This is a genomic window from Mycobacterium sp. D16R24, from assembly GCF_002013385.1.
GTDB lineage: Bacteria > Actinomycetota > Actinomycetes > Mycobacteriales > Mycobacteriaceae > Mycobacterium.
The window spans coordinates 195,545-213,834 of record NZ_MAEV01000010.1 but is presented as its reverse complement, the minus strand read 5'-3'; the positions used below and the strand labels follow the sequence as shown (position 1 = coordinate 213,834).

The window sequence follows — 18,290 nt, the reverse complement described above, 5'->3', positions numbered from 1 at the left end:
ACCTAGAACCTCACTCCCAACGCTTGCTCCACCTCGGCACCGATCTCATCCGCCGAAGTGAACGAACGCGGTAGCACTCGGGCAACGCTACCGTCCGCACGGATCAAAATTGTTGTGGGCATGACATTCGGTGACTTCAGCGCGGCCGCGATTCGGCGGGCTCCATCCTGGATCATCGGCAGCCGGACGTGAAGCTCGGCGAGCTTGGCCAGCCCGGCGGCCTCATTCTCGTCTTGGTGCACCGTCACAACGGTCAGCTTGTCGCCCGCGCGGCGCTGCATCTCGGCCATCGCCGGCAGCTCATCGGCACACGGACCACACCAGTAAGCCCACAGGTTCAGCACCACCGGACGCCCGGCGAGCGCAGCACCGACCGGCACCCCGACCCCACTGCATTCCAGCGTTATCCCGGCCAGTTCCGGCATGCCCGGGGCGCTGCCAGCAGCCGGACAGGACGGCAGTTGGGCCTGGCGGCGCAGTTCCGCCAGGGCCTCGGGAGTGTCGGCGTCTCGGCGTTCCCGAGCGGCGACAGGTTCCTGGCCCCGAGCCCCCCGCTGCCGCGCATCGTGTTGTTGCGACAACATGACGGTGATCAGCGCGGCGACCAACACCACCCCGACGATCGTCCACCGTGCCCCGGTGCTGAGCCGAGCCACGTCACAACCCGGCCAGGGCCAGCAAGTGCTCGGTTTCCGGACCCTTCACCAGCGCGGCCGCCAACTCCGGATCTGTCGGGCCCAGCCCGTAAGACGGACAATCCTTGGCCAGGGTGCACACCCCGCAGGCCGGCTTGCGGGCATGGCATACGCGCCGACCGTGGAAGATCACCCGGTGACTGAGCAGGGTCCATTCCTTGCGCTCGATGAGCTCGCCGACAATGTGCTCGACCTTGACCGGGTCTTCTTCCTCGGTCCACCCCCAACGCCGCACCAGTCGTCCAAAATGCGTGTCGACGGTGATGCCCGGGATGTCAAAGGCGTTGCCCAGAACAACATTTGCCGTCTTACGGCCAATCCCGGGCAGGGTAACCAAGTCCTTCAGGCGCGGCGGCACCTCGCCGCCGTATCGCTCCACCAGCTGCGTTCCCAGCCCGATGATCGAGTTCGCCTTGTTCCGGTAGAAGCCGGTCGTGCGGATCATTTCTTCGAGTTCGGTCCGGTTGGCCCCGGCGTAGTCCTCCGCGGTGCGGTACTTGGCGAACAACGCGGGGGTCACCATGTTGACCCGAACGTCGGTGCATTGCGCCGACAAGATGGTGGCGACCGTCAATTCCAGCGGTGTGGTGAAATCGAGTTCGCAGTAAACATGTGGAAATGCTTGCGCCAGAGTTCGATTCATCCGTCGCGCGCGACGGACCAGTCCCGCGTGCGTCTCGGTCTTCCCGGCTCGGATCGGGGCCGACGTCTTCGCCGTCGATTTCGCTCTGGGCTTAGAGGCCGATCCGGTCACAGACACAAGCCCAGGGTAGCGGGAGCTTGCGACACCGCAGGGGCGAGCATGTCCACCGATTGCACCCTTGCGCAGGACAAACCGGTTGTTTTTCGTGACCTCGTCGAGATCTTGGGCGTGTTTACTTCAACCCGTGTCGGGCCTATTCGGTTTGTTGGTACCCGGACTTCTCATGCTTGCCAGCCTTGGGCTGGGAAGGCTGGAAGCCGGGTTGATGCGGCATACCTTGCAGCCAAGTGAGGTCGCCGATTTCCTGGACCAAGCAAGTCCATCGGATATGAAAAGGCTCGCCCGTGACGGCATGCCGTCGGCCATCGAGGGTTTGCACCAGCGTCAGTTGCAACGCATCGAGCCGTCGTTGGAGGCGGTGTACGAGGCCACCACAAACGGCTATAACCAGCCACGAGTCAACGCTTTGTCCATGAATCGCCTGCGTGACGAGGGTGTGCCCTCCATGCGCTCACGGCATTCGGTGGTGGATTCACTGCGTGCCGGTGGGGCAGCGGTGTAGCTTTGATCACGTTCTTTAGCGACTTGGCCTCTAGACTCATGTCGAGCAGGCCAGCGCAAGCATGACCAACGAATTTGGGTAAGGGGCAAACGTGGACGAGATCCTGGCCAGGGCCGGAATCTTCCAGGGTGTCGAACCGAGTGCCATCTCGGCGCTGACGAAGCAGCTGCAGCCGGTTGACTTTCCGCGCGGGCACACGGTGTTCGCCGAGGGCGAGCCTGGCGACCGTCTGTACATCATCATGACCGGCAAGGTGAAGATCGGACGCCGGTCACCCGACGGCCGTGAGAACCTGCTGACGATCATGGGCCCGTCGGACATGTTCGGTGAACTGTCGATCTTCGACCCCGGGCCCCGGACATCCAGCGCCACCACCATCACCGAGGTGCGCGCGGTGTCGATGGACCGGGACGCGCTGCGCGCCTGGATCGGCGACCGCCCGGAGATCGCCGAGCAGCTACTGCGCGTGTTGGCCCGCCGCCTGCGCCGCACCAACAACAATCTCGCCGATTTGATCTTCACCGACGTACCCGGTCGCGTCGCCAAGCAGCTATTGCAGCTGGCCCAGCGGTTCGGCACCCAGGAAGGCGGCTCACTACGCGTGACGCACGACCTGACGCAGGAAGAGATCGCTCAGCTGGTGGGCGCGTCCCGCGAGACCGTGAACAAGGCGCTGGCCGATTTCGCGCACCGCGGCTGGATCCGGCTGGAGGGCAAAAGCGTCCTGATCTCCGACTCGGAGCGTCTGGCTCGCCGCGCGCGCTAGCGGCTCGTGCATCAGCGTGATGCGCTGAACGCCACCACAGCGACGCACACCAGCGTCAGCACCGCACCGGCTTGTTGCGTACGGCTCAGCCGCTCGTGGAGCACCACGCGGGCGATGAGCACCGTCGCCACTGGGTACAGCGAGGACAGCACCGCCGCCACACCCAGGCTTCCGCGCGATGAGGCGTACGTGAACAGCAGAATCGCCGACGTGTCGAGCACCCCCGCGAAGGGCACCGCCCCGAATGGCGGGCGCAGGTTCTGCCGCAGGCTCGTCCAGTTGAATGCCCCCAGCACCAGGATCACCATCACCTCGGTGGCGCGGGAAACCACCACCGCCTCAACGGGGTGATACCTGCCTGCCTCGGCCAGCAGGATCATGCAGACCCCGAACATCACCATGCAGAAGAACGACCACACGAGCACCTGTCGCCCCGGGCGCTGTCCATCCAATCCTTGCGAGGCCGAGGCCAACATGACGCCGACGAGTGTGCCGGCCAGCCCCAGATATGTCAGCCCCGACAGTGCCTGTCCGATCATCGCGCCCCAGATGACCGGTACCACAGCGCCCACCGCCGCGATGGGTGAGACGACCCCCATCGGCCCGATGGCAAGCGCGCGATACAACGCGTAGAGAGCCGTGAAAGCCGCTGGGCCGGAAAGCGTTCCCAGTAGTGTGCGGCCGTCGAAATGCGTAGACGCGGTAAGCACAGCCACCAAACTCACGACGGCCAACCCGACGGGCCGGCTCAGCGCGAGCACTGCGAGCGTGGAACGCCGCTTGCTCGCGTGCCCGCCGATGAAGTCACTGACGCCCCAGCTGAGCGACCCCGCGAGGGCCAATGAGATGGGGTTCACCGCTGACTAAACAGCGCGTAGGTAGTCCAGCTGCGCCTGCACCGACCATTGGGCGGCGCCCCACAGCGACGGGTCCACGTCGGTGTAGACGAATTCGACAACCTGCCGAGCCGAGGCATCTTCACCCAATGCGGCCAGTGCCCCGCGCACTTGCTCAAGACGCTGCTCACGGTGCGCCAGGTACTCGGCCGAGATCGCCGACAAATCGCCGTGCTCGGGACCGTGGCCGGGCAGCACGGTGCGCTTGCCCAGGCCCTCAAGGCGTCTCAGTGACTCCAGGTAGTCGCCGAGGCCGCCGCCGTCTTGCGCGATCACTGTGGTGCCCCGCCCAAGGATGGTGTCGGCGGTCAATACCGCGTCATCCAGAACGAAGGACACCGAATCATCGCTGTGCCCGGGGGTGGCGAGCACCGAGATCGACAATCCCGCGACGTCGATGCGCTCGCCATCGGAGAGCGCCACCGAATCGCCGCGCAGCCACGCCGGGTCCGCGGCGCGCACCGGCGCACCGGTCAACTCGGCCAGACGGTCGACACCACCGGTGTGATCGAAATGCCGATGGCTCACCAAAACCAGGGCCACCTTGCCGATCTTCGCCAGCTCCTCGAGGTGCACATCGGGGTCACCGGCGGCGACACCCGGCCCGGGGTCGACGATGACGACCTCGTCGCTGCCCGGCGCGCGCAGCACCCAGGTATTGGTGCCTTCCAGCGTCATCATCCCGGGGTTGTTGGCCAGCAGCACCGAAGCGGTCTCGGTGACCGGACGCAGTTGCCCGTAGGCCGGGTGGGCCATCAGGCGGAGGCTTCCGCTCTGACCTCCACCACGATCTCCACCTCCACCGGGGCGTTGATCGGCAGCTCCGCAACACCCACGGCCGAGCGCGCGTGCACACCGGCGTCCCCGAATACGTCGCCCAGCAGCTCCGATGCTCCGTTCACCACACCGGGCTGGCCGGTGAACCCCGGTGCCGAGGCGACGAATCCGACGACCTTGACCACCTTCACGACGTTGTTGATCCCGACGAGTGCGTCCACCGCGGCGACCGCATTGAGGGCGCAGGTACGGGCCAATGCCTTGGCGTCCTCCGGCGTGACCTCGGCGCCCACCTTGCCGGCGGCGACCAGGTTGCCGTCCACAAGGGGCAGCTGCCCGGAGGTGTAGACGGTGTTGCCGCTGCGCACTGCGGGTTGATATGCGGCCAAGGGCGCTGCGACGGCGGGCAGTTCGATCCCGAGCTCGGCGAGCCGGGCGCTATGCGTGCTCATTTCGACCGCTTCAGGTAGGCGACGTGCTGCTCACCGGTGGGCCCGGGCAGCACGCTCACCAGCTCCCAGCCGTCACTTCCCCACTGGTCCAGGATCTGCTTGGTGGCATGTGTCAACAGCGGGACGGTGGCGTACTCCCATGCGGTGCGTTCGGTCATACACGCAACCCTAGACAAGCACAGACGTTCTGACATCGGCTCGATCATGGACGGTTAGCATGCGTGCGTGGTGAACACTTCCCCTGACTCCCCCAGCGATGCGGCGGCGGGGCCCTTGTCGGATGCCTGGCCCGCACGAGTCGCGAATGCGCGACTGCACTTTGTGACCGGCAAGGGCGGGACTGGAAAGTCCACCATCGCCGCGGCACTGGCCCTTGCGCTCGCCGCGGGCGGCCGCAAGGTACTGCTGGTCGAGGTCGAAAACAGGCAGGGCATCGCCCAGCTTTTCGACGTACCTCCGCTGGCACCCAAGGAACTCAAGATCGCCACCGCCGAGGGTGGCGGGGCGGTGAACGCCCTGGCCGTCGAGATCGAGACGGCGTTCATGGAGTACCTCGAGATGTTCTACAACCTCGGTCTGGCCGGGCGTGCGATGAAGCGCATCGGGGCCATTGAGTTCGCCACCACCATCGCGCCTGGTCTGCGAGACGTCATCCTGACCGGAAAGATCAAAGAGTGCATCGTCCGCGTCGATAAATCCGGGCGGCATGTGTACGACGCTGTCGTGGTCGATGCACCGCCCACCGGCCGGATCGCCCGCTTCCTCGATGTGACGTCGGCACTATCCGATATCGCCAAGGGCGGCCCCATCCACTCCCAGTCCGAGGGAGTGCGCAAGCTGCTGCACTCGGACCAGACGGCCATCCACCTGGTGACCCTGCTTGAGGCGCTGCCCATGCAGGAAACCGCCGAGGCCATCGCCGAGCTGAGCGGGATGGGCCTGCCGATCGGCAGCGTCATCGTCAACCGAACCGTGGTGCCGCACCTGTCGCCCGCGGATCTGGACAAGGCCGCCGAGGGCGTCATCGACGCCGACGCGGTGCGTAAGGCGTTGACCGATAACAACGTAACTCTCTCCGACGCGGACTTCGCCGGTCTGCTTACCGAGACGATCGAGCATGCGACACGGATGCGTGCGCGCGCCGAGAGTGAAGAGCTGCTTGGCGAGCTGCAGATACCTCGACTGGAATTACCCACGCTGACCGACGGCGTCGACCTCGGTAGCCTCTACGAACTGGCCGAGAGCCTGGCCGAGCAGGGAGTCCGATGAGCAACACACCTGCCGTCTTGGACATGGCGGCCATCCTTGAAGACCGCAAGAACCGCGTCGTGGTCTGCTGCGGCGCAGGCGGTGTCGGCAAGACCACCACCGCCGCATCAGTCGCGCTCCGCGCCGCGGAGTACGGCCGCACCGTCGTGGTGCTCACTATCGACCCCGCACGCCGGTTGGCGCAGTCGCTGGGCATCGAGGCACTAGGCAACACCCCGCAACAGGTGCACGTCGAAGGCATCAAGGGCGAGCTGTACGCGATGATGCTGGACATGCGTCGTACCTTCGACGAGCTGGTGGTCCAGCACGCGGGATCCGATCGCGCACAATCGATTCTGGATAACAAGTTCTATCAGACCGTCGCCACCTCCATGTCGGGCACGCAGGAGTACATGGCCATGGAGAAACTGGGACAGCTTCTCCACGAAGATAAATGGGACCTGATCGTGGTGGACACACCGCCGTCCCGCAATGCCCTTGACTTCCTGGACGCGCCAAAGCGGTTGGGTAGCTTCATGGATGGACGTCTCTGGAAGATGCTGCTGGGCTCCAGTCGCGGCCTGGGCCGGATCGTCACCGGGGCCGTTGGGCTGGCGATGAAGGCGCTGTCGACGGTGCTCGGATCGCAATTGCTTTCCGATGCTTCACTGTTCGTGCAGTCACTGGACTCCACGTTCGGAGGCTTCCGAGAGAAGGCCGACCGCACTTACGAACTGCTGCGCCGGCGTAGCACCCAGTTCGTCGTGGTGTCGGCCGCCGAACCCGATGCGCTGCGTGAGGCGACCTTCTTCGTCGAGCGGCTGAGCCAAGAGGGCATGCCGCTGGCGGGCCTCATCCTCAACCGCACCCACCCCACCCTGTCGAGCCTCACCGTCGAGCGCGCCATCGATGTCGCGGACAATCTCGAGGAATCGGGCGAATACAGCCTGCCCGGGGCGGTGCTGCGGGTTCATGCCGAGCGCGCGGCGACCGCCAAGCGGGAAATCCGGCTACTGTCGCGGTTCACGAGTGCCAACCCCACGGTCCCAATCGTCGGAGTACCCTCGCTACCGTTCGATGTCTCCGATGTGGACGCGCTGCGCGCCATCGCCGATCAGATCACCGGCGTCGCTTCCTAAAAACGCAGCGAGCGCGCACTCAGGTGCTCCAATCCTCGCGGATCGGCGGACCTGAGCGCGCGCTCGGCGCTAAGTGTTAGACGGCGCTCTTGTGCTTGCGCTGCGCGGCGAAGAAGTCCGCCCAGGACTCGACCTCGGGGTGAGCCTTGAGCATCGCGCGGCGCTGCCGTTCTGTCAGTCCACCCCATACGCCGAATTCCACCTGGTTATCCAGGGCGTCGGCACCACATTCCATCATCACCGGGCAATGCCGACAGATGACTGCGGCCTTGCGCTGTGCCGCTCCGCGGACGAATAGCTCGTCAGGGTCGCCTTGTCTGCATCTGGCCTGTGAGACCCAGGCAATGCGTGCTTCTCCACCATCGATCGATCCCACTGTATGTAAAGCACTCATGGCAGGCCTTGAAGCTGACACGGGCTATCCCTTCTGTCACTAGTGGCCCACAAGAGGCGTGGGCCGCAGTCCGCTCGGTGTGTAACTTGAATCACACCGTGAGATCAAGTTAGTGGTCAGGGATCTCCAACGCAACACCTGATCCGAATTTTTTGGGACGGTTGTGCCGACAACGTCTTTTCATCGCCTTTTCGGAGCCCCGCGTTACCGATCAACTACCCGCAGACACCCCCGGGGACGCCAGTTACCCTGTGCGTATGTCAGAACGCCCGCCCGAGACGGTGACCCTCGCCAAGCTCGCGGGCTGCGGGCTCATCGCGGCGGTGATCTTGGCCGGGCTGATGTTCCCCTTCGCGGGCGGATTCGGATTGGCCTCCAATCGGGCATCCGATGTGGTGGCCAACGGCTCCACCCAGCTGCTCGAAGGTGAGGTGCCTGCGGTCACCACGGTCGAAGACGCCAAGGGCAACAAGATCGCGTACCTCTACACACAGCGGCGTTTCGAGGTGCCCGCCGATCAGATCGCCGACACCATCAAGCTGGCCCTGCTGTCCATCGAGGACAAAAGGTTCACCTCACATAACGGTGTCGACTGGAAGGGCACGCTGGGCGGCCTGGCCGGGTACGCCTCCGGCGACGAGGACACTCGCGGTGGTTCGACCATCGAGCAGCAGTATGTGAAGAACTACCAGCTGCTGGTGGTGGCCAAGACCGACGCCGAACGCAAGGCCGCCATCGAGACCACCCCCGCGCGCAAGCTGCGCGAGATCCGGATGGCGCTGCGGCTGGATCGCACCTTCACCAAGCAGGAGATCCTGACCCGGTACCTGAACCTGGTGTCCTTCGGTAACAACTCCTTCGGCGTGCAGGATGCCGCACAGACCTACTTCGGGGTCGACGCCAAGGACCTGAACTGGCAGCAGGCGGCGCTGTTGGCGGGCATGGTGCAGTCCACCTCCGGGCTGAATCCCTACGTCAATCCCGAACGCGCGCTGGCGCGCCGCAACCTGGTGCTCGACACCATGATCGCCAACGCCCCAGAGAAGAAGGCTGAACTCGTGGCCGCCAGGGCGCAGCCCCTGGGTGTGCTGCCCCAGCCCAACGAGCTGCCACGTGGGTGTATCGCCGCGGGTGACCGTGCGTTCTTCTGCGATTACGTGCTCGACTACCTGGCCAAGTCCGGGATCAGCAAGGACCAGGTGATGAAGGGCGGGTACCTCATCCGCACCACCCTGGACCCCGATGTGCAGAACTCGGTGAAACAGGCGGTCTCGCACGTCGCCGATCCGGGCCTCAACGGCGTTGCCGACGTCATGAGCGTCATCAAACCCGGGCAGACCAGCCACCCCATCCTGGCCATGGCCTCCAGCCGCACCTACGGTCTGGATGGCGCGACCAACGAGACCATGCAGCCGCAGCCGTTCTCGCTTGTCGGCGACGGCGCCGGCTCGATCTTCAAGATCTTCACGATCGCCGCGGCCATGGATATGGGCATGGGTATCAACACCGTGCTCGACGTGCCGCCCACTTTCGCGGCCAAGGGCCTCGGCAGCAGCGACGGTACCAAGGGCTGCCCCAAGGACACCTGGTGCGTCAAGAACGTCGGCAACTACCGCGGGCAAATGAGTGTGACCGATGCCCTGGCGACCTCGCCGAACACCGCGTTCGCCAAGCTTATTCAGTCGATCGGCGTGTCCAAGGCCGTCGATATGGCCGTGAAACTGGGCATGCGCTCCTACGCGCAGGCGGGCACCGCCAAGCCCTATGACCCCGAGGGCGACGAGAGCCTGGCCGACTACATCAAGAAGTACAACCTGGGCTCGTTCACACTGGGCCCCATCCAGGTCAATGCCCTCGAATTATCCAATGTGGCAGCCACTTTGGCCTCGGGGGGCAAATGGTGCCCACCCAATCCCATCGACAAGGTCTTCGACCGCCACGGCAAAGAGGTGCCGACGACCACCGAGTCGTGCGAGCAGGTGGTGCCCACCGGATTGGCCAACACTCTCGCGAACGCCCTGAGCAAGGACGACCAGCCCGGCGGCACCGCCGCAGGTTCAGCAGGTTCGGTCGGTTGGGGCCTGCCGTTGTCCAGTAAGACGGGAACCACTGAGGCACATCGGTCTTCGGCGTTCCTGGGCTTTACCAACAACTTGGCCGGGGCGAGCTACATCTTCGACGACTCCACGAACCCCGGCGATCTGTGCTCGTTCCCACTGCGCAAGTGCGGCGACGGAAACCTGTACGGCGGCAATGAGCCGGCGCGGGCCTGGTTCGAGGCCATGAAGCCGATTGCCGAGAACTACGGCCCCACCGCCTTGCCGCCCACTGAACCGCGGTATGTCGAGGGAGGTCCGGGCTCCAAGGTGCCCAGCATCAGCGGGTTGCGCGAGAGCGAGGCGCGTGACGCCCTCAAGAAGGCCGGATTCAAGGTGGCTGATCAGGCCAGCGTCGTGAACAGCACCGCGCCGTTCAACGAGGTTGTGGGCACCAGCCCGTCCGGGACCACCATCCCCGGCTCCACCATCACCATCTTGTTGAGTAACGGCATCCCGCCGGCCCCGCCGCCGATCGTCATTCCGGGCTTTGGCGGCCCGCCAGGCGAGATGACCACCACGGTCGTCAACATTCCCGGCCTGCCGCCGATCACCGTGCCGGTGCTCGCGCCGCCCCCGTGATCTAGCGCGCGGGGGATCATCCACGACGAGAAATTCGCCACGTTTCGCGCCGGTGATCAGGGGCCACTCAGCTTTCGGAGTTACTCTCGGATGATGAACACGTCGTTCAACACGGTTATCAAGCGGGCCGCGGCGTACTCGGCAGGTTCGGCCGCGCTTGGCATCGGGTACGCCTCGATCATCGAACGCAACGCGTTCACCATCCGTGAAGCAACGATGGATGTACTCGATCCCGGCGCCTCCCCGCTGCGCGTGCTGCACATCAGCGACATCCATATGCGGCCCGGTCAGCGCCTCAAGCAGGCCTGGTTGCGTGAGCTGGCGCAATGGCAGCCGGACCTGGTGATCAACACCGGCGACAACCTGGCCCACCCCAAGGCGGTGTCCTCGGTCGTCCAGGCGCTCGGTGATTTGCTTTCGATCCCGGGGCTTTTCGTCTTCGGAAGCAACGACTACTTCGGCCCACGGCTGAAGAATCCGGCCAAGTACCTCTACAAGAGCGACGAGCGCAAGCACGGCGAACCACTGCCGTGGCAGGATCTGCGCGCCGCGTTCACCGAGCGTGGTTGGCACGACATGACCCACACTCGTCATGAGATGGAGGTCGCCGGCGTGCGGATAGCGGCCGCCGGCGTGGACGACCCACATCTGCACCGGGACCGCTACGACACCATCGCCGGAATGCCCAATCCGCTGGCCACGCTGCGACTCGGACTGACTCATTCACCAGAGCCGCGAGTGCTGGATCGCTTCGCCGAGGATGGCTACCAGCTGGTGATGGCCGGTCACACCCACGGAGGCCAACTGTGCCTGCCGTTCTACGGAGCCATCGTCACCAACTGCGAGCTGGATCGGTCCCGGGTGAAAGGTCCGTCGCAGTGGGGTTCGCACACGCAGCTGCACGTGTCGGCGGGTATCGGGACATCACCGTTCGCGCCCATGCGGTTCTTCTGCCGCCCAGAGGCGACGCTGCTGACACTGGTGCCCGCACGCATCCGCGGCCAAGGGGCCGACGCCGAATCCGGTGACCGGCTGCCCAGCGCCACCGCGCAGTGACGTGAGCCGCGTGTGGGCCGATAACGCGGTCCGGTTGATCGAGGCGGACGCCCGCCGTAGCGCCGACACGCACTTGCTGCGATATCCGTTGCCTGCGGCCTGGGCCGACACCGTGGATGTGCAGCTGTATCTCAAGGACGAGTCCACGCACATCACCGGGAGCCTCAAACATCGTTTGGCGCGTTCCCTTTTCCTGTACTCGCTGTGTAACGGGTTCATCGGGGAAGGCACCACGATCGTGGAGGCCTCCTCCGGTTCGACCGCCGTCTCCGAGGCCTATTTCGCGCAACTGCTAGGGTTGCCATTCATCGCGGTGATGACCGCCTCGACGAGCCCCAGCAAGATCGCCTTGATCGAGTCTCAGGGTGGCCGTTGTCATTTCGTCGATGAGGCGCAGCAGGTGTACGCCGAGGCACAGCGACTCGCCGACGAGACCGGCGGACACTATCTAGACCAGTTCACCAACGCCGAACGAGCGACCGACTGGCGCGGAAACAACAACATCGCCGAATCGATCTTCAACCAGATGCATCATGAAAAGCACCCGCTGCCAACGTGGATCGTGGTCGGCGCGGGCACCGGCGGCACCAGCGCGACGATCGGGCGGTACATCCGGTACCGGCGCTACCCCACCCAATTGTGCGTGGCGGATCCCGACAACTCGGCCTTCTACCCGTCATACATCGCGGGACGTGAAGTGGTGACAGGGATTTCGTCGCGCATCGAGGGCATCGGACGCCCCCGGGTGGAATCCTCGTTCCTGCCGACCGTGGTGGACCGCATGGAACAGGTACCCGATGCCGCTTCGGTGGCGGTGATGAGACACGCCAGCAGAGTGCTGGGCCGCCGGGTGGGGGCGTCGACGGGAACCAACCTCTGCGGCGCGTTCCGACTCATTTCTGAGATGGCACGTGATGGTGTCCCCGGGTCGGTGGTGACACTGCTGGCCGACACCGGTGATCGGTATGTCGACACCTACTTCAACGACGCCTGGGTCGCCGAGCAGGGATTCGATCTCAATGCGCCGTCGGAGCGTCTGGCCGATTTCGAGGACACCGGCTACTGGGGCTAGGTCTCGCGACAATAAGGGCACGTCACATCCGGTTTTGGGACCCGCGGTTCAACGCATTCGCGGCCGATGGCCTCGATGCGATACCCTTGCGTGGCTTCAAAGCGGGGTGTGGCGCAGCTTGGTAGCGCGCTTCGTTCGGGACGAAGAGGTCGTGGGTTCGAATCCCGCCACCCCGACTGGTGTGTTCGCAGGTAGAGGCCCTGACCGGGAATTCTGGTCGGGGCCTTCTTACTTCCCAGTCCGCAGCTGGTCCGCAGTGGATTCCAAAGACCGCATCCGCGCCGCATCTAGTGCAACCGAAACCTGCTCCAGGTCGTCCGGGAACAAGTCTGCATAGGTGTCCAGGGTCAGGACTGCGGACGCGTGCCCGAGCATCGTCTGGACGGCCTTGACGTTGGCCCCCGCGCTGATCGACAGCGACGCCGCCGTGTGGCGAAGGTCGTGCGGTGTCACGGTGGGGTACGCCGGGTCTGCTGCCTGGAGACGTTGGACGGCCACGTTGAAGACCCGCGGCCGCCACGTCGACACTCGCAGCAGTGCTCCTCCTGGCGATGTGAACACCAAGTCCTCACGCCGCTTACCCATCATGAGCACGGCCAGCGGCTCGGCCAGGAACGCCGGGAACGGCACCGAGCGACGTTCGTGGGATTTCGGCGACGACCACACCACACGTCCCTTCACCTCGGCGACCGCCTCACGGATATTCACCCTGCGACGCAGCATGTCGAATGACTCCACCCGCAGCGCTGCCATCTCGCCCCAGCGCAACCCGGTGTAGGCCAGAAATCGAACAACGATGGCGTACTCGCCGACCTCGCGGGCCAGAAGTTCCACCTGCCGGTGCGTCAGGTAGCCCCGTGCTCGGTGCTGTCGTCGCGGCGACTTCACTCCCATACACGGATTGCGGGGGATCCGTCGATCGTCGACGGCCATCTCCAGAATCTGTCTCAGGACGCTAAGCGCATTCTCGATGGTGGCCGGTTTGGCTCCACCCGCCGCCAATTGCTGCACCCACGCCCTGATATCCGACGATTGCACGTCGGCTACTGCGACCGCGGCCCACCGGCCTTCGACGTAGCCCGACCATGCGAACGCGCGTGTCGCAACCGTCGTCTCCTTCAAATGGCCCTGGGTACCAAGCCACTTGGCGTGCAATTCACGGACGGTAATGCGCCCGGCTTTTGGCGCGACATAGGTTCCTATCGTCTGCGCGGCTGTGATCTCGTTGAGAAAGGCCTGAGCGTCCACCTTGCGGTCGAACGAACGGGTGTTCTCACCGCCTTGATCATCGACATACCGGGCCAACCATCGGCGCCCTTTGCCATTGCGCGCGGCAGGGGTCCCGTCCGATCGACGCCACCTGTCCTCGACGCCGGCGCGGCGGTTTCGTCGCTGCATGTGAGCCACCTCCGTTGGGTGCCAGATTCCCACCGACCACCGACAGCCGACGAAATCGTTCGACTGGAGCCAATTTATAGGCGAAGTTGAGGGTACTGGTGGACAAATGCAGGGCGCCACCACCACCGTTGGATTCGTTGACAGAACCCACTATTGAGGAGCAGCTACATGGATCTACTGAGTGCCAAACAGGTTTCAGACATCATCGGCATTCCCGTTGGAACTCTCCGCTACTGGCGCCACTGCGACATCGGACCGGCCAGTTTCACCTTGGGCCGCCGAGTCGTCTACCGGCGCGACGAAGTGCTGCGATGGATCTCGGAGCAAGAAAGCGCAACCCGGCGCGGAGGCGGAGACGCCGCGTGAACCGCACCCACGAAAAAGACCCCGGGGCCTAGCCGAGGTCTTTGTTCGAACCACCTGATCATCCGACACGGAAGTTCCACATGAGAATAGCTCGTCAACGCAGCCTGCATAAGCACCGTATGCAGGAAATCCTATGAGCGACAACACCGAGACGGACAAGAAGTCGGTAGCCGCACGCTTGGTCAGCATGGCACAGGAACGCTACCTGCTCGGGCTCTCAGAAGAGGGCGAGCCGTTCGGCGCTGACCGCGACCGCCCGCACTTGGTGATGCTGCTCCGCGCCGGCAAGGCCGGTCTACGCGCCGACCTCGCCGCACGGTACTTCGCCGAAACCGGCGCGGTCGCCGGCGGCCAGGCGCTGACTGACGCCACCCTGATCCTCGAAGGTTTGGCTGCCACGAAGCCGCCCGAACGCCTCAACCTCCGCGTCGCTGACGATGACGGCACCATTTACATCGACACCGGACGGCCCGATGTCCAGACGATTCGTATCCGACAGGGCCGGTGGACGCTCACCGAACGGGCACCTGTGCGCTTTCTGCGTACCAAGTTGACCGGGGCGATGCCGCTGCCGGCTCAGGGCGGGAATGTCGAGAAGCTCTGGGATTTCGTCAACGTCGACTTTGAAGACCGACCGGTCCTCCTTGCTGCCCTCGTTGCCGCTCTTGTCCAGACGGACGTCCCCCACCCGATCTTGGCGCTGTTCGCCGAGCAGGGCAGCGCCAAGAGCACAACCACGCGCATGCTGGTCGATCTCATCGACCCGTCACCGGTCCCCCTGCGGCAGGCACCGCGTGACGCCGACTCGTGGGTCACTGCAGCCTCCGGTTCGTGGGTCGTTGCCTTGGACAACCTGTCGACTATCTCGCCGTGGTTGTCGGATTCTCTGTGCCGCGCCGCCACCGGCGACGGCAACGTCAAACGGGCGTTGTACACAGACTCCGATCTCGCAGTCATCAAATTTCGGCGGTGCGTCATCATCAACGGCATCGACGTCGGAGCAGTGCGGCCCGACCTCGCGGAGCGACTGGCGACTGTCGACCTGCGACGCATTGATCGCCACATGCGACAACCGGAAGCCACGATGCGACAACAGTGGCGCACGGCTCTACCAGGGATTTTGGGCGGGCTTCTCGATCTGGCCGCCGTCGTCCATCAACGGCTGGAAACCATTTCGGTCGACGTGTCGCCACGGATGGCGGACTTCAGTCGCACGCTGGCGGCCGTTGACGAGATTCTGTCGACCCATGGCTTCCGGCGTTACCTGTCACGCGCCAATCAACTCTCCGAAGACAGCCTGTCCGCCGACCCGTTCATCGAACAGCTACGGCTGCACATCCGGGAACCGCTCGTCGCAAAGTCCGGAGGCGACCTGCTGGCGACAGTCACGCCAACCGGCGACACCTGGCGCAGGCCGAAGGAGTGGCCCCGGAACGGGCGGGATGTCACGGCCGTCCTACGACGGCACGCACCCGCGCTACGGAGTCTGGGTTGGGCGATCGAAGACGATGGCGCTCGAAATCATCGGAATGTCCTGTTGTGGACCGTCTACCCGCCCTACAAAGATGTGTCGGCCAAACAACACTCGCAATCCTCGCGTCCCTCGCGCATTTCGGCTCCGCGGGAGCAGTCGTCCTCTGTTCAAGAGCTGCCCGCGCACCGCCAGACTGTCCCGAAGGGTCATTCAGCCGACGATCTAGACGTCGAGGCGTCGTGACCGCGCTTGTCGGGCTAGCGGCGTCGGCACCATCGGGCAGAATCTGGACCAGGTCCCTCAACGGGAGGAGTGGTCTTCGTGAGCACGCAATTCGACGCGATCGTCCAGGCGGTCATCCACGACTGGCCTGACTACGGGTGGTCAGGCCAGTTGGAGGCGGCCATCAAGCAGCTGTATCTGTCAGATCTTTCTTATCCAGCAACATGGTCCAGCGAACGCCGCGAGGAGTTCGCAGAGCGCCACGCCGGCGACGATGCGCTTCTTCTCACCACCTCGTTGGACGATCTCATCGATACCGTCACAGATCGCTATGCGCGCGATCACGGAGTTCTCCCCCATCGTGACGATGCGACCCTGCTTCTCGAAGCGGCGCGACGAGACGCAATCGACGAACTGGAGCTCCGCTTCGTGGCTGACCTACCTGCCGAGATCGCCGCGTTGACAGCCCACGGTGTTGGAAGGGCAAATGGCTCTCTGACGGCGTGCGGGCCGGCCCAACGGCGGCAGAGCAGCACACTGCGCCTAAGCCGTCCTTAGGTAGGTTCCGTTTTGCGGCGGCACCATCCGCTTCGAAATGGCCTTTCGCACTCCCGTGTCGACAGACGAGATGCGATCGAGCGGCGCATAGATCCCTTGAAGCCGCGTTCGCTATTTCCGGACCGGGGGCCGCTGCCTCTCCTGCTCCTCATCTCTGACGATAGCGCCTACACTTGTCGGTAGGTGCATCTAAGGTGCATCTCTATGGACAGGACAGTATGACCATCGATCCACACACACTTCGCCCAGCTGAGGACGTTCCATTGGGGGGGCTGCCCTCGGCCGATCCGACCCTGCTCGGAAACGCTCCCCTCGAAGTCGCAGTGATCGAGATCCGGTATACCGCCCGTACCGACGAGATCACACCGGAGGTCGCCGCTGCTTTCCGGGACGACCTTGTGGAGAACACGGGGGTGGACTTCCCGAGCATTCAACCCACCGTCCAACAGCAGATGAGGATCGACTTCGGGGCCAACGGCGTTTCCCAGGTGGCAGCGGAGTCCAGTGGGTGGCAAATTGCTTCCGCGGACGGAGCACACGTCACGCTCATGCCCGACATCCTGATCATGCAGGTCAACCGCTACGAGCGGTGGCGTACCAGCATGAAGGCTCCGCTAACCGTTCTGGTCGAATCTCTCGGACGGTTAGTCAAGCCATCGTTGGTGCACCGCATCGGTCTGCGGTACGTCGACCGCTTCCATGACAGTGGGTTCAACTCTGCAGAGGCTTGGCGTGGCCGGATCGACGACACCCTTCTGGGCCCTGTGCTTAACCCAGTGTTCGGCGGCAGTGTTCGAGGTGCTCAACAGCAGGTGGAGATCCGGCTTGATGATCATCACGGCGCGTTGCTGCGGCATGGACCAGTTCGCGATGATTCGGGCAAGTGCGTGCAGTATCTACTCGATACGGACGTGTTCCGCCACTCCTCATTCACGTTCGACGTGCGAGAGGTCGTCATCTCAGCGGAGCGGCTGAACCGCACTTCGTTGTCACTTTTTCAGGCGTCGGTTACCGATACCTACCTGAAAGAGCTTCGAGAAGGGAGCGCGAAATGACGATCATGGAGCAGCAGCCGACCGGCTCCCGCGTGCTCCGGTCACCTTCCTGGGCCCGAGCACAAAAGGGCCTGTACCCGGCCCCTTGCGAGGACGGACTCTGGTCCAGCACGTTCGTGGAGATGAGTTCATCGCCGGGGTTGCGGGATGTCGTCGCGCATTTCTCTGGAGCCCTCGACCCGTGCGGATGGGATCAGGTTCGCGTCGAAGTTTTCAAGAGTCTCGACGGGCAGATGAACCTTCCGGGCTCGGCGCTGTGGTTGACGATGCCGTATACATTCATCGATACGGTGCTGTCCGACGAGCAACAGGTCGACGAGACGGTCGATGTTCTTGATGCCTTCGAACGAATCCGAGCCGAACTGGGCCTAACGCAGAAGGAGATGTTCAAGGCCACCGGCATCAACAAGCGCACGTTCCACTCGTGGGCGGCAAAGCCCCCCGCCAGCCGGCCCCGTGTAGCCAGCTTGGGTGGACTGTGGGAGTTGGCGGACGCCGTCGACGACCTCCGCAGCACACTGGACCAGCCGATGAACAGGTGGCTGCGTGCCGACAAGAAGCGAGCCTCCGCACTACTCGACGGCCGGTTCGACGACCTCGTTGACCTGGCTGTGGATCGGACGCCGTTCCCTCGGCGAGAGATCGGCACTTCGGTATACGAGGGGATCGCCGAACACGTCGAGACACCGATCATTCGAACCGGTGGTCCGGTGGTGACCGAGAACGTCGAGGACGGATTCGCCCGGTGACTATTGATCGACTCCTGCCGGAGCGATGGC

Annotated in this window: 20 protein-coding genes and 1 tRNA gene; 13 read left to right on the top strand and 8 right to left on the bottom strand. The window is 64.3% G+C overall.

The window, feature by feature from the left end; translation table 11 throughout:
- Positions 1 to 2: 2 nt before the first annotated feature.
- Entirely contained in the window at positions 3 to 656 is a 654-nt protein-coding gene (locus B4383_RS08790; protein WP_078290138.1) for a TlpA disulfide reductase family protein, read from the bottom strand.
- A 1-nt stretch (position 657) separates the two neighbouring features.
- Entirely contained in the window at positions 658 to 1,338 is a 681-nt protein-coding gene (gene nth, locus B4383_RS08785; protein ID WP_078290137.1) for an endonuclease III, read from the bottom strand.
- A 283-nt stretch (positions 1,339 to 1,621) separates the two neighbouring features.
- Here nth and B4383_RS08780 point away from each other — a divergent pair, with 283 nt between their 5' ends.
- Positions 1,622 to 1,960: a hypothetical protein gene (locus tag B4383_RS08780; RefSeq protein ID WP_078290136.1), complete on the top strand. Its 339-nt coding sequence runs from the start codon at positions 1,622 to 1,624 to the stop codon at positions 1,958 to 1,960.
- Positions 1,961 to 2,051: 91 nt separating this feature from the next.
- A complete protein-coding gene (crp, locus tag B4383_RS08775) occupies positions 2,052 to 2,726 on the top strand; it encodes a cAMP-activated global transcriptional regulator CRP (RefSeq protein WP_078290135.1) in 675 nt (224 codons plus the stop codon).
- 11 nt (positions 2,727 to 2,737) lie between these two features.
- On the opposite strand, the gene B4383_RS08770 is transcribed toward crp, so the two are convergent.
- The 4 genes from B4383_RS08770 to B4383_RS26235 are packed head-to-tail and all read right to left on the bottom strand — an operon-like array spanning position 2,738 to position 5,009.
- The gene (locus tag B4383_RS08770; RefSeq protein ID WP_078290134.1) at positions 2,738 to 3,583 is read right to left on the bottom strand and encodes a DMT family transporter; all 846 of its coding nucleotides are present in this window, start codon (positions 3,581 to 3,583) and stop codon (positions 2,738 to 2,740) included.
- A gap of 6 nt (positions 3,584 to 3,589) precedes the next feature.
- Complete coding sequence (locus B4383_RS08765) at positions 3,590 to 4,378, bottom strand: MBL fold metallo-hydrolase (protein WP_078290133.1); 789 nt, start codon at positions 4,376 to 4,378, stop codon at positions 3,590 to 3,592.
- On the bottom strand, positions 4,378 to 4,851 hold the full coding sequence (locus B4383_RS08760; RefSeq protein WP_078290132.1) for a RidA family protein: 474 nt from the start codon (positions 4,849 to 4,851) through the stop codon (positions 4,378 to 4,380). Before B4383_RS08760 ends, B4383_RS08765 begins: the two co-directional genes overlap by 1 nt.
- Entirely contained in the window at positions 4,848 to 5,009 is a 162-nt protein-coding gene (locus B4383_RS26235) for a DUF4177 domain-containing protein (RefSeq protein WP_005063257.1), read from the bottom strand. The genes B4383_RS08760 and B4383_RS26235 overlap by 4 nt, the downstream gene beginning before the upstream one ends.
- A 115-nt stretch (positions 5,010 to 5,124) precedes the next feature.
- Here B4383_RS26235 and B4383_RS08755 point away from each other — a divergent pair, with 115 nt between their 5' ends.
- Together B4383_RS08755 and B4383_RS08750 are read left to right on the top strand one after the other, a co-directional pair.
- On the top strand, positions 5,125 to 6,120 hold the full coding sequence (locus B4383_RS08755) for an ArsA-related P-loop ATPase (protein WP_078290174.1): 996 nt from the start codon (positions 5,125 to 5,127) through the stop codon (positions 6,118 to 6,120).
- Positions 6,117 to 7,238, top strand: coding sequence for an ArsA family ATPase (locus B4383_RS08750; protein ID WP_078290131.1), 1,122 nt, complete (start codon positions 6,117 to 6,119; stop codon positions 7,236 to 7,238). Before B4383_RS08755 ends, B4383_RS08750 begins: the two co-directional genes overlap by 4 nt.
- 76 nt (positions 7,239 to 7,314) lie before the next feature.
- Here the strand turns inward: B4383_RS08750 and B4383_RS08745 are convergent, their stop codons facing one another.
- The gene (locus tag B4383_RS08745) at positions 7,315 to 7,632 is read right to left on the bottom strand and encodes a WhiB family transcriptional regulator (RefSeq protein WP_078290130.1); all 318 of its coding nucleotides are present in this window, start codon (positions 7,630 to 7,632) and stop codon (positions 7,315 to 7,317) included.
- A gap of 257 nt (positions 7,633 to 7,889) precedes the next feature.
- Between B4383_RS08745 and ponA2 the strand changes: the two genes are divergently transcribed.
- The 4 genes from ponA2 to B4383_RS08725 all read left to right on the top strand — a co-directional run bounded on the left by ponA2 (position 7,890) and on the right by B4383_RS08725 (position 12,614).
- Complete coding sequence (ponA2, locus tag B4383_RS08740) at positions 7,890 to 10,310, top strand: transglycosylase/D,D-transpeptidase PonA2 (RefSeq protein WP_139360633.1); 2,421 nt, start codon at positions 7,890 to 7,892, stop codon at positions 10,308 to 10,310.
- Positions 10,311 to 10,403: 93 nt separating this feature from the next.
- Positions 10,404 to 11,366 (top strand): metallophosphoesterase, encoded by a 963-nt coding sequence (locus B4383_RS08735; RefSeq protein WP_078290172.1) that lies wholly within the window; start codon positions 10,404 to 10,406, stop codon positions 11,364 to 11,366.
- Position 11,367: 1 nt separating this feature from the next.
- Positions 11,368 to 12,438 carry a PLP-dependent cysteine synthase family protein gene (locus B4383_RS08730; RefSeq protein WP_078290129.1) on the top strand — a complete coding sequence of 357 codons (1,071 nt, stop codon included), beginning with the start codon at positions 11,368 to 11,370 and terminating at the stop codon, positions 12,436 to 12,438.
- 102 nt (positions 12,439 to 12,540) lie between these two features.
- A tRNA-Pro gene (locus tag B4383_RS08725) sits at positions 12,541 to 12,614 on the top strand.
- A gap of 52 nt (positions 12,615 to 12,666) precedes the next feature.
- Here B4383_RS08725 and B4383_RS08720 read toward each other — a convergent pair.
- Positions 12,667 to 13,836 (bottom strand): site-specific integrase, encoded by a 1,170-nt coding sequence (locus B4383_RS08720; RefSeq protein ID WP_067992226.1) that lies wholly within the window; start codon positions 13,834 to 13,836, stop codon positions 12,667 to 12,669.
- Between the two features lie 168 nt (positions 13,837 to 14,004).
- Here B4383_RS08720 and B4383_RS08715 point away from each other — a divergent pair, with 168 nt between their 5' ends.
- The 5 genes from B4383_RS08715 to B4383_RS08695 all read left to right on the top strand — a co-directional run bounded on the left by B4383_RS08715 (position 14,005) and on the right by B4383_RS08695 (position 18,260).
- Positions 14,005 to 14,202 carry a helix-turn-helix domain-containing protein gene (locus B4383_RS08715; protein ID WP_062657835.1) on the top strand — a complete coding sequence of 66 codons (198 nt, stop codon included), beginning with the start codon at positions 14,005 to 14,007 and terminating at the stop codon, positions 14,200 to 14,202.
- Positions 14,203 to 14,335: 133 nt separating this feature from the next.
- A complete protein-coding gene (locus B4383_RS08710) occupies positions 14,336 to 15,919 on the top strand; it encodes an ATP-binding protein (protein ID WP_067992223.1) in 1,584 nt (527 codons plus the stop codon).
- 78 nt (positions 15,920 to 15,997) lie between these two features.
- Complete coding sequence (locus tag B4383_RS08705) at positions 15,998 to 16,456, top strand: transposase (protein WP_131822210.1); 459 nt, start codon at positions 15,998 to 16,000, stop codon at positions 16,454 to 16,456.
- 218 nt (positions 16,457 to 16,674) lie between these two features.
- On the top strand, positions 16,675 to 17,511 hold the full coding sequence (locus B4383_RS08700) for a TIGR04255 family protein (protein ID WP_070953156.1): 837 nt from the start codon (positions 16,675 to 16,677) through the stop codon (positions 17,509 to 17,511).
- Complete coding sequence (locus tag B4383_RS08695) at positions 17,508 to 18,260, top strand: hypothetical protein (protein ID WP_043985060.1); 753 nt, start codon at positions 17,508 to 17,510, stop codon at positions 18,258 to 18,260. The genes B4383_RS08700 and B4383_RS08695 overlap by 4 nt, the downstream gene beginning before the upstream one ends.
- The last annotated feature ends 30 nt before the right edge of the window (positions 18,261 to 18,290 follow it).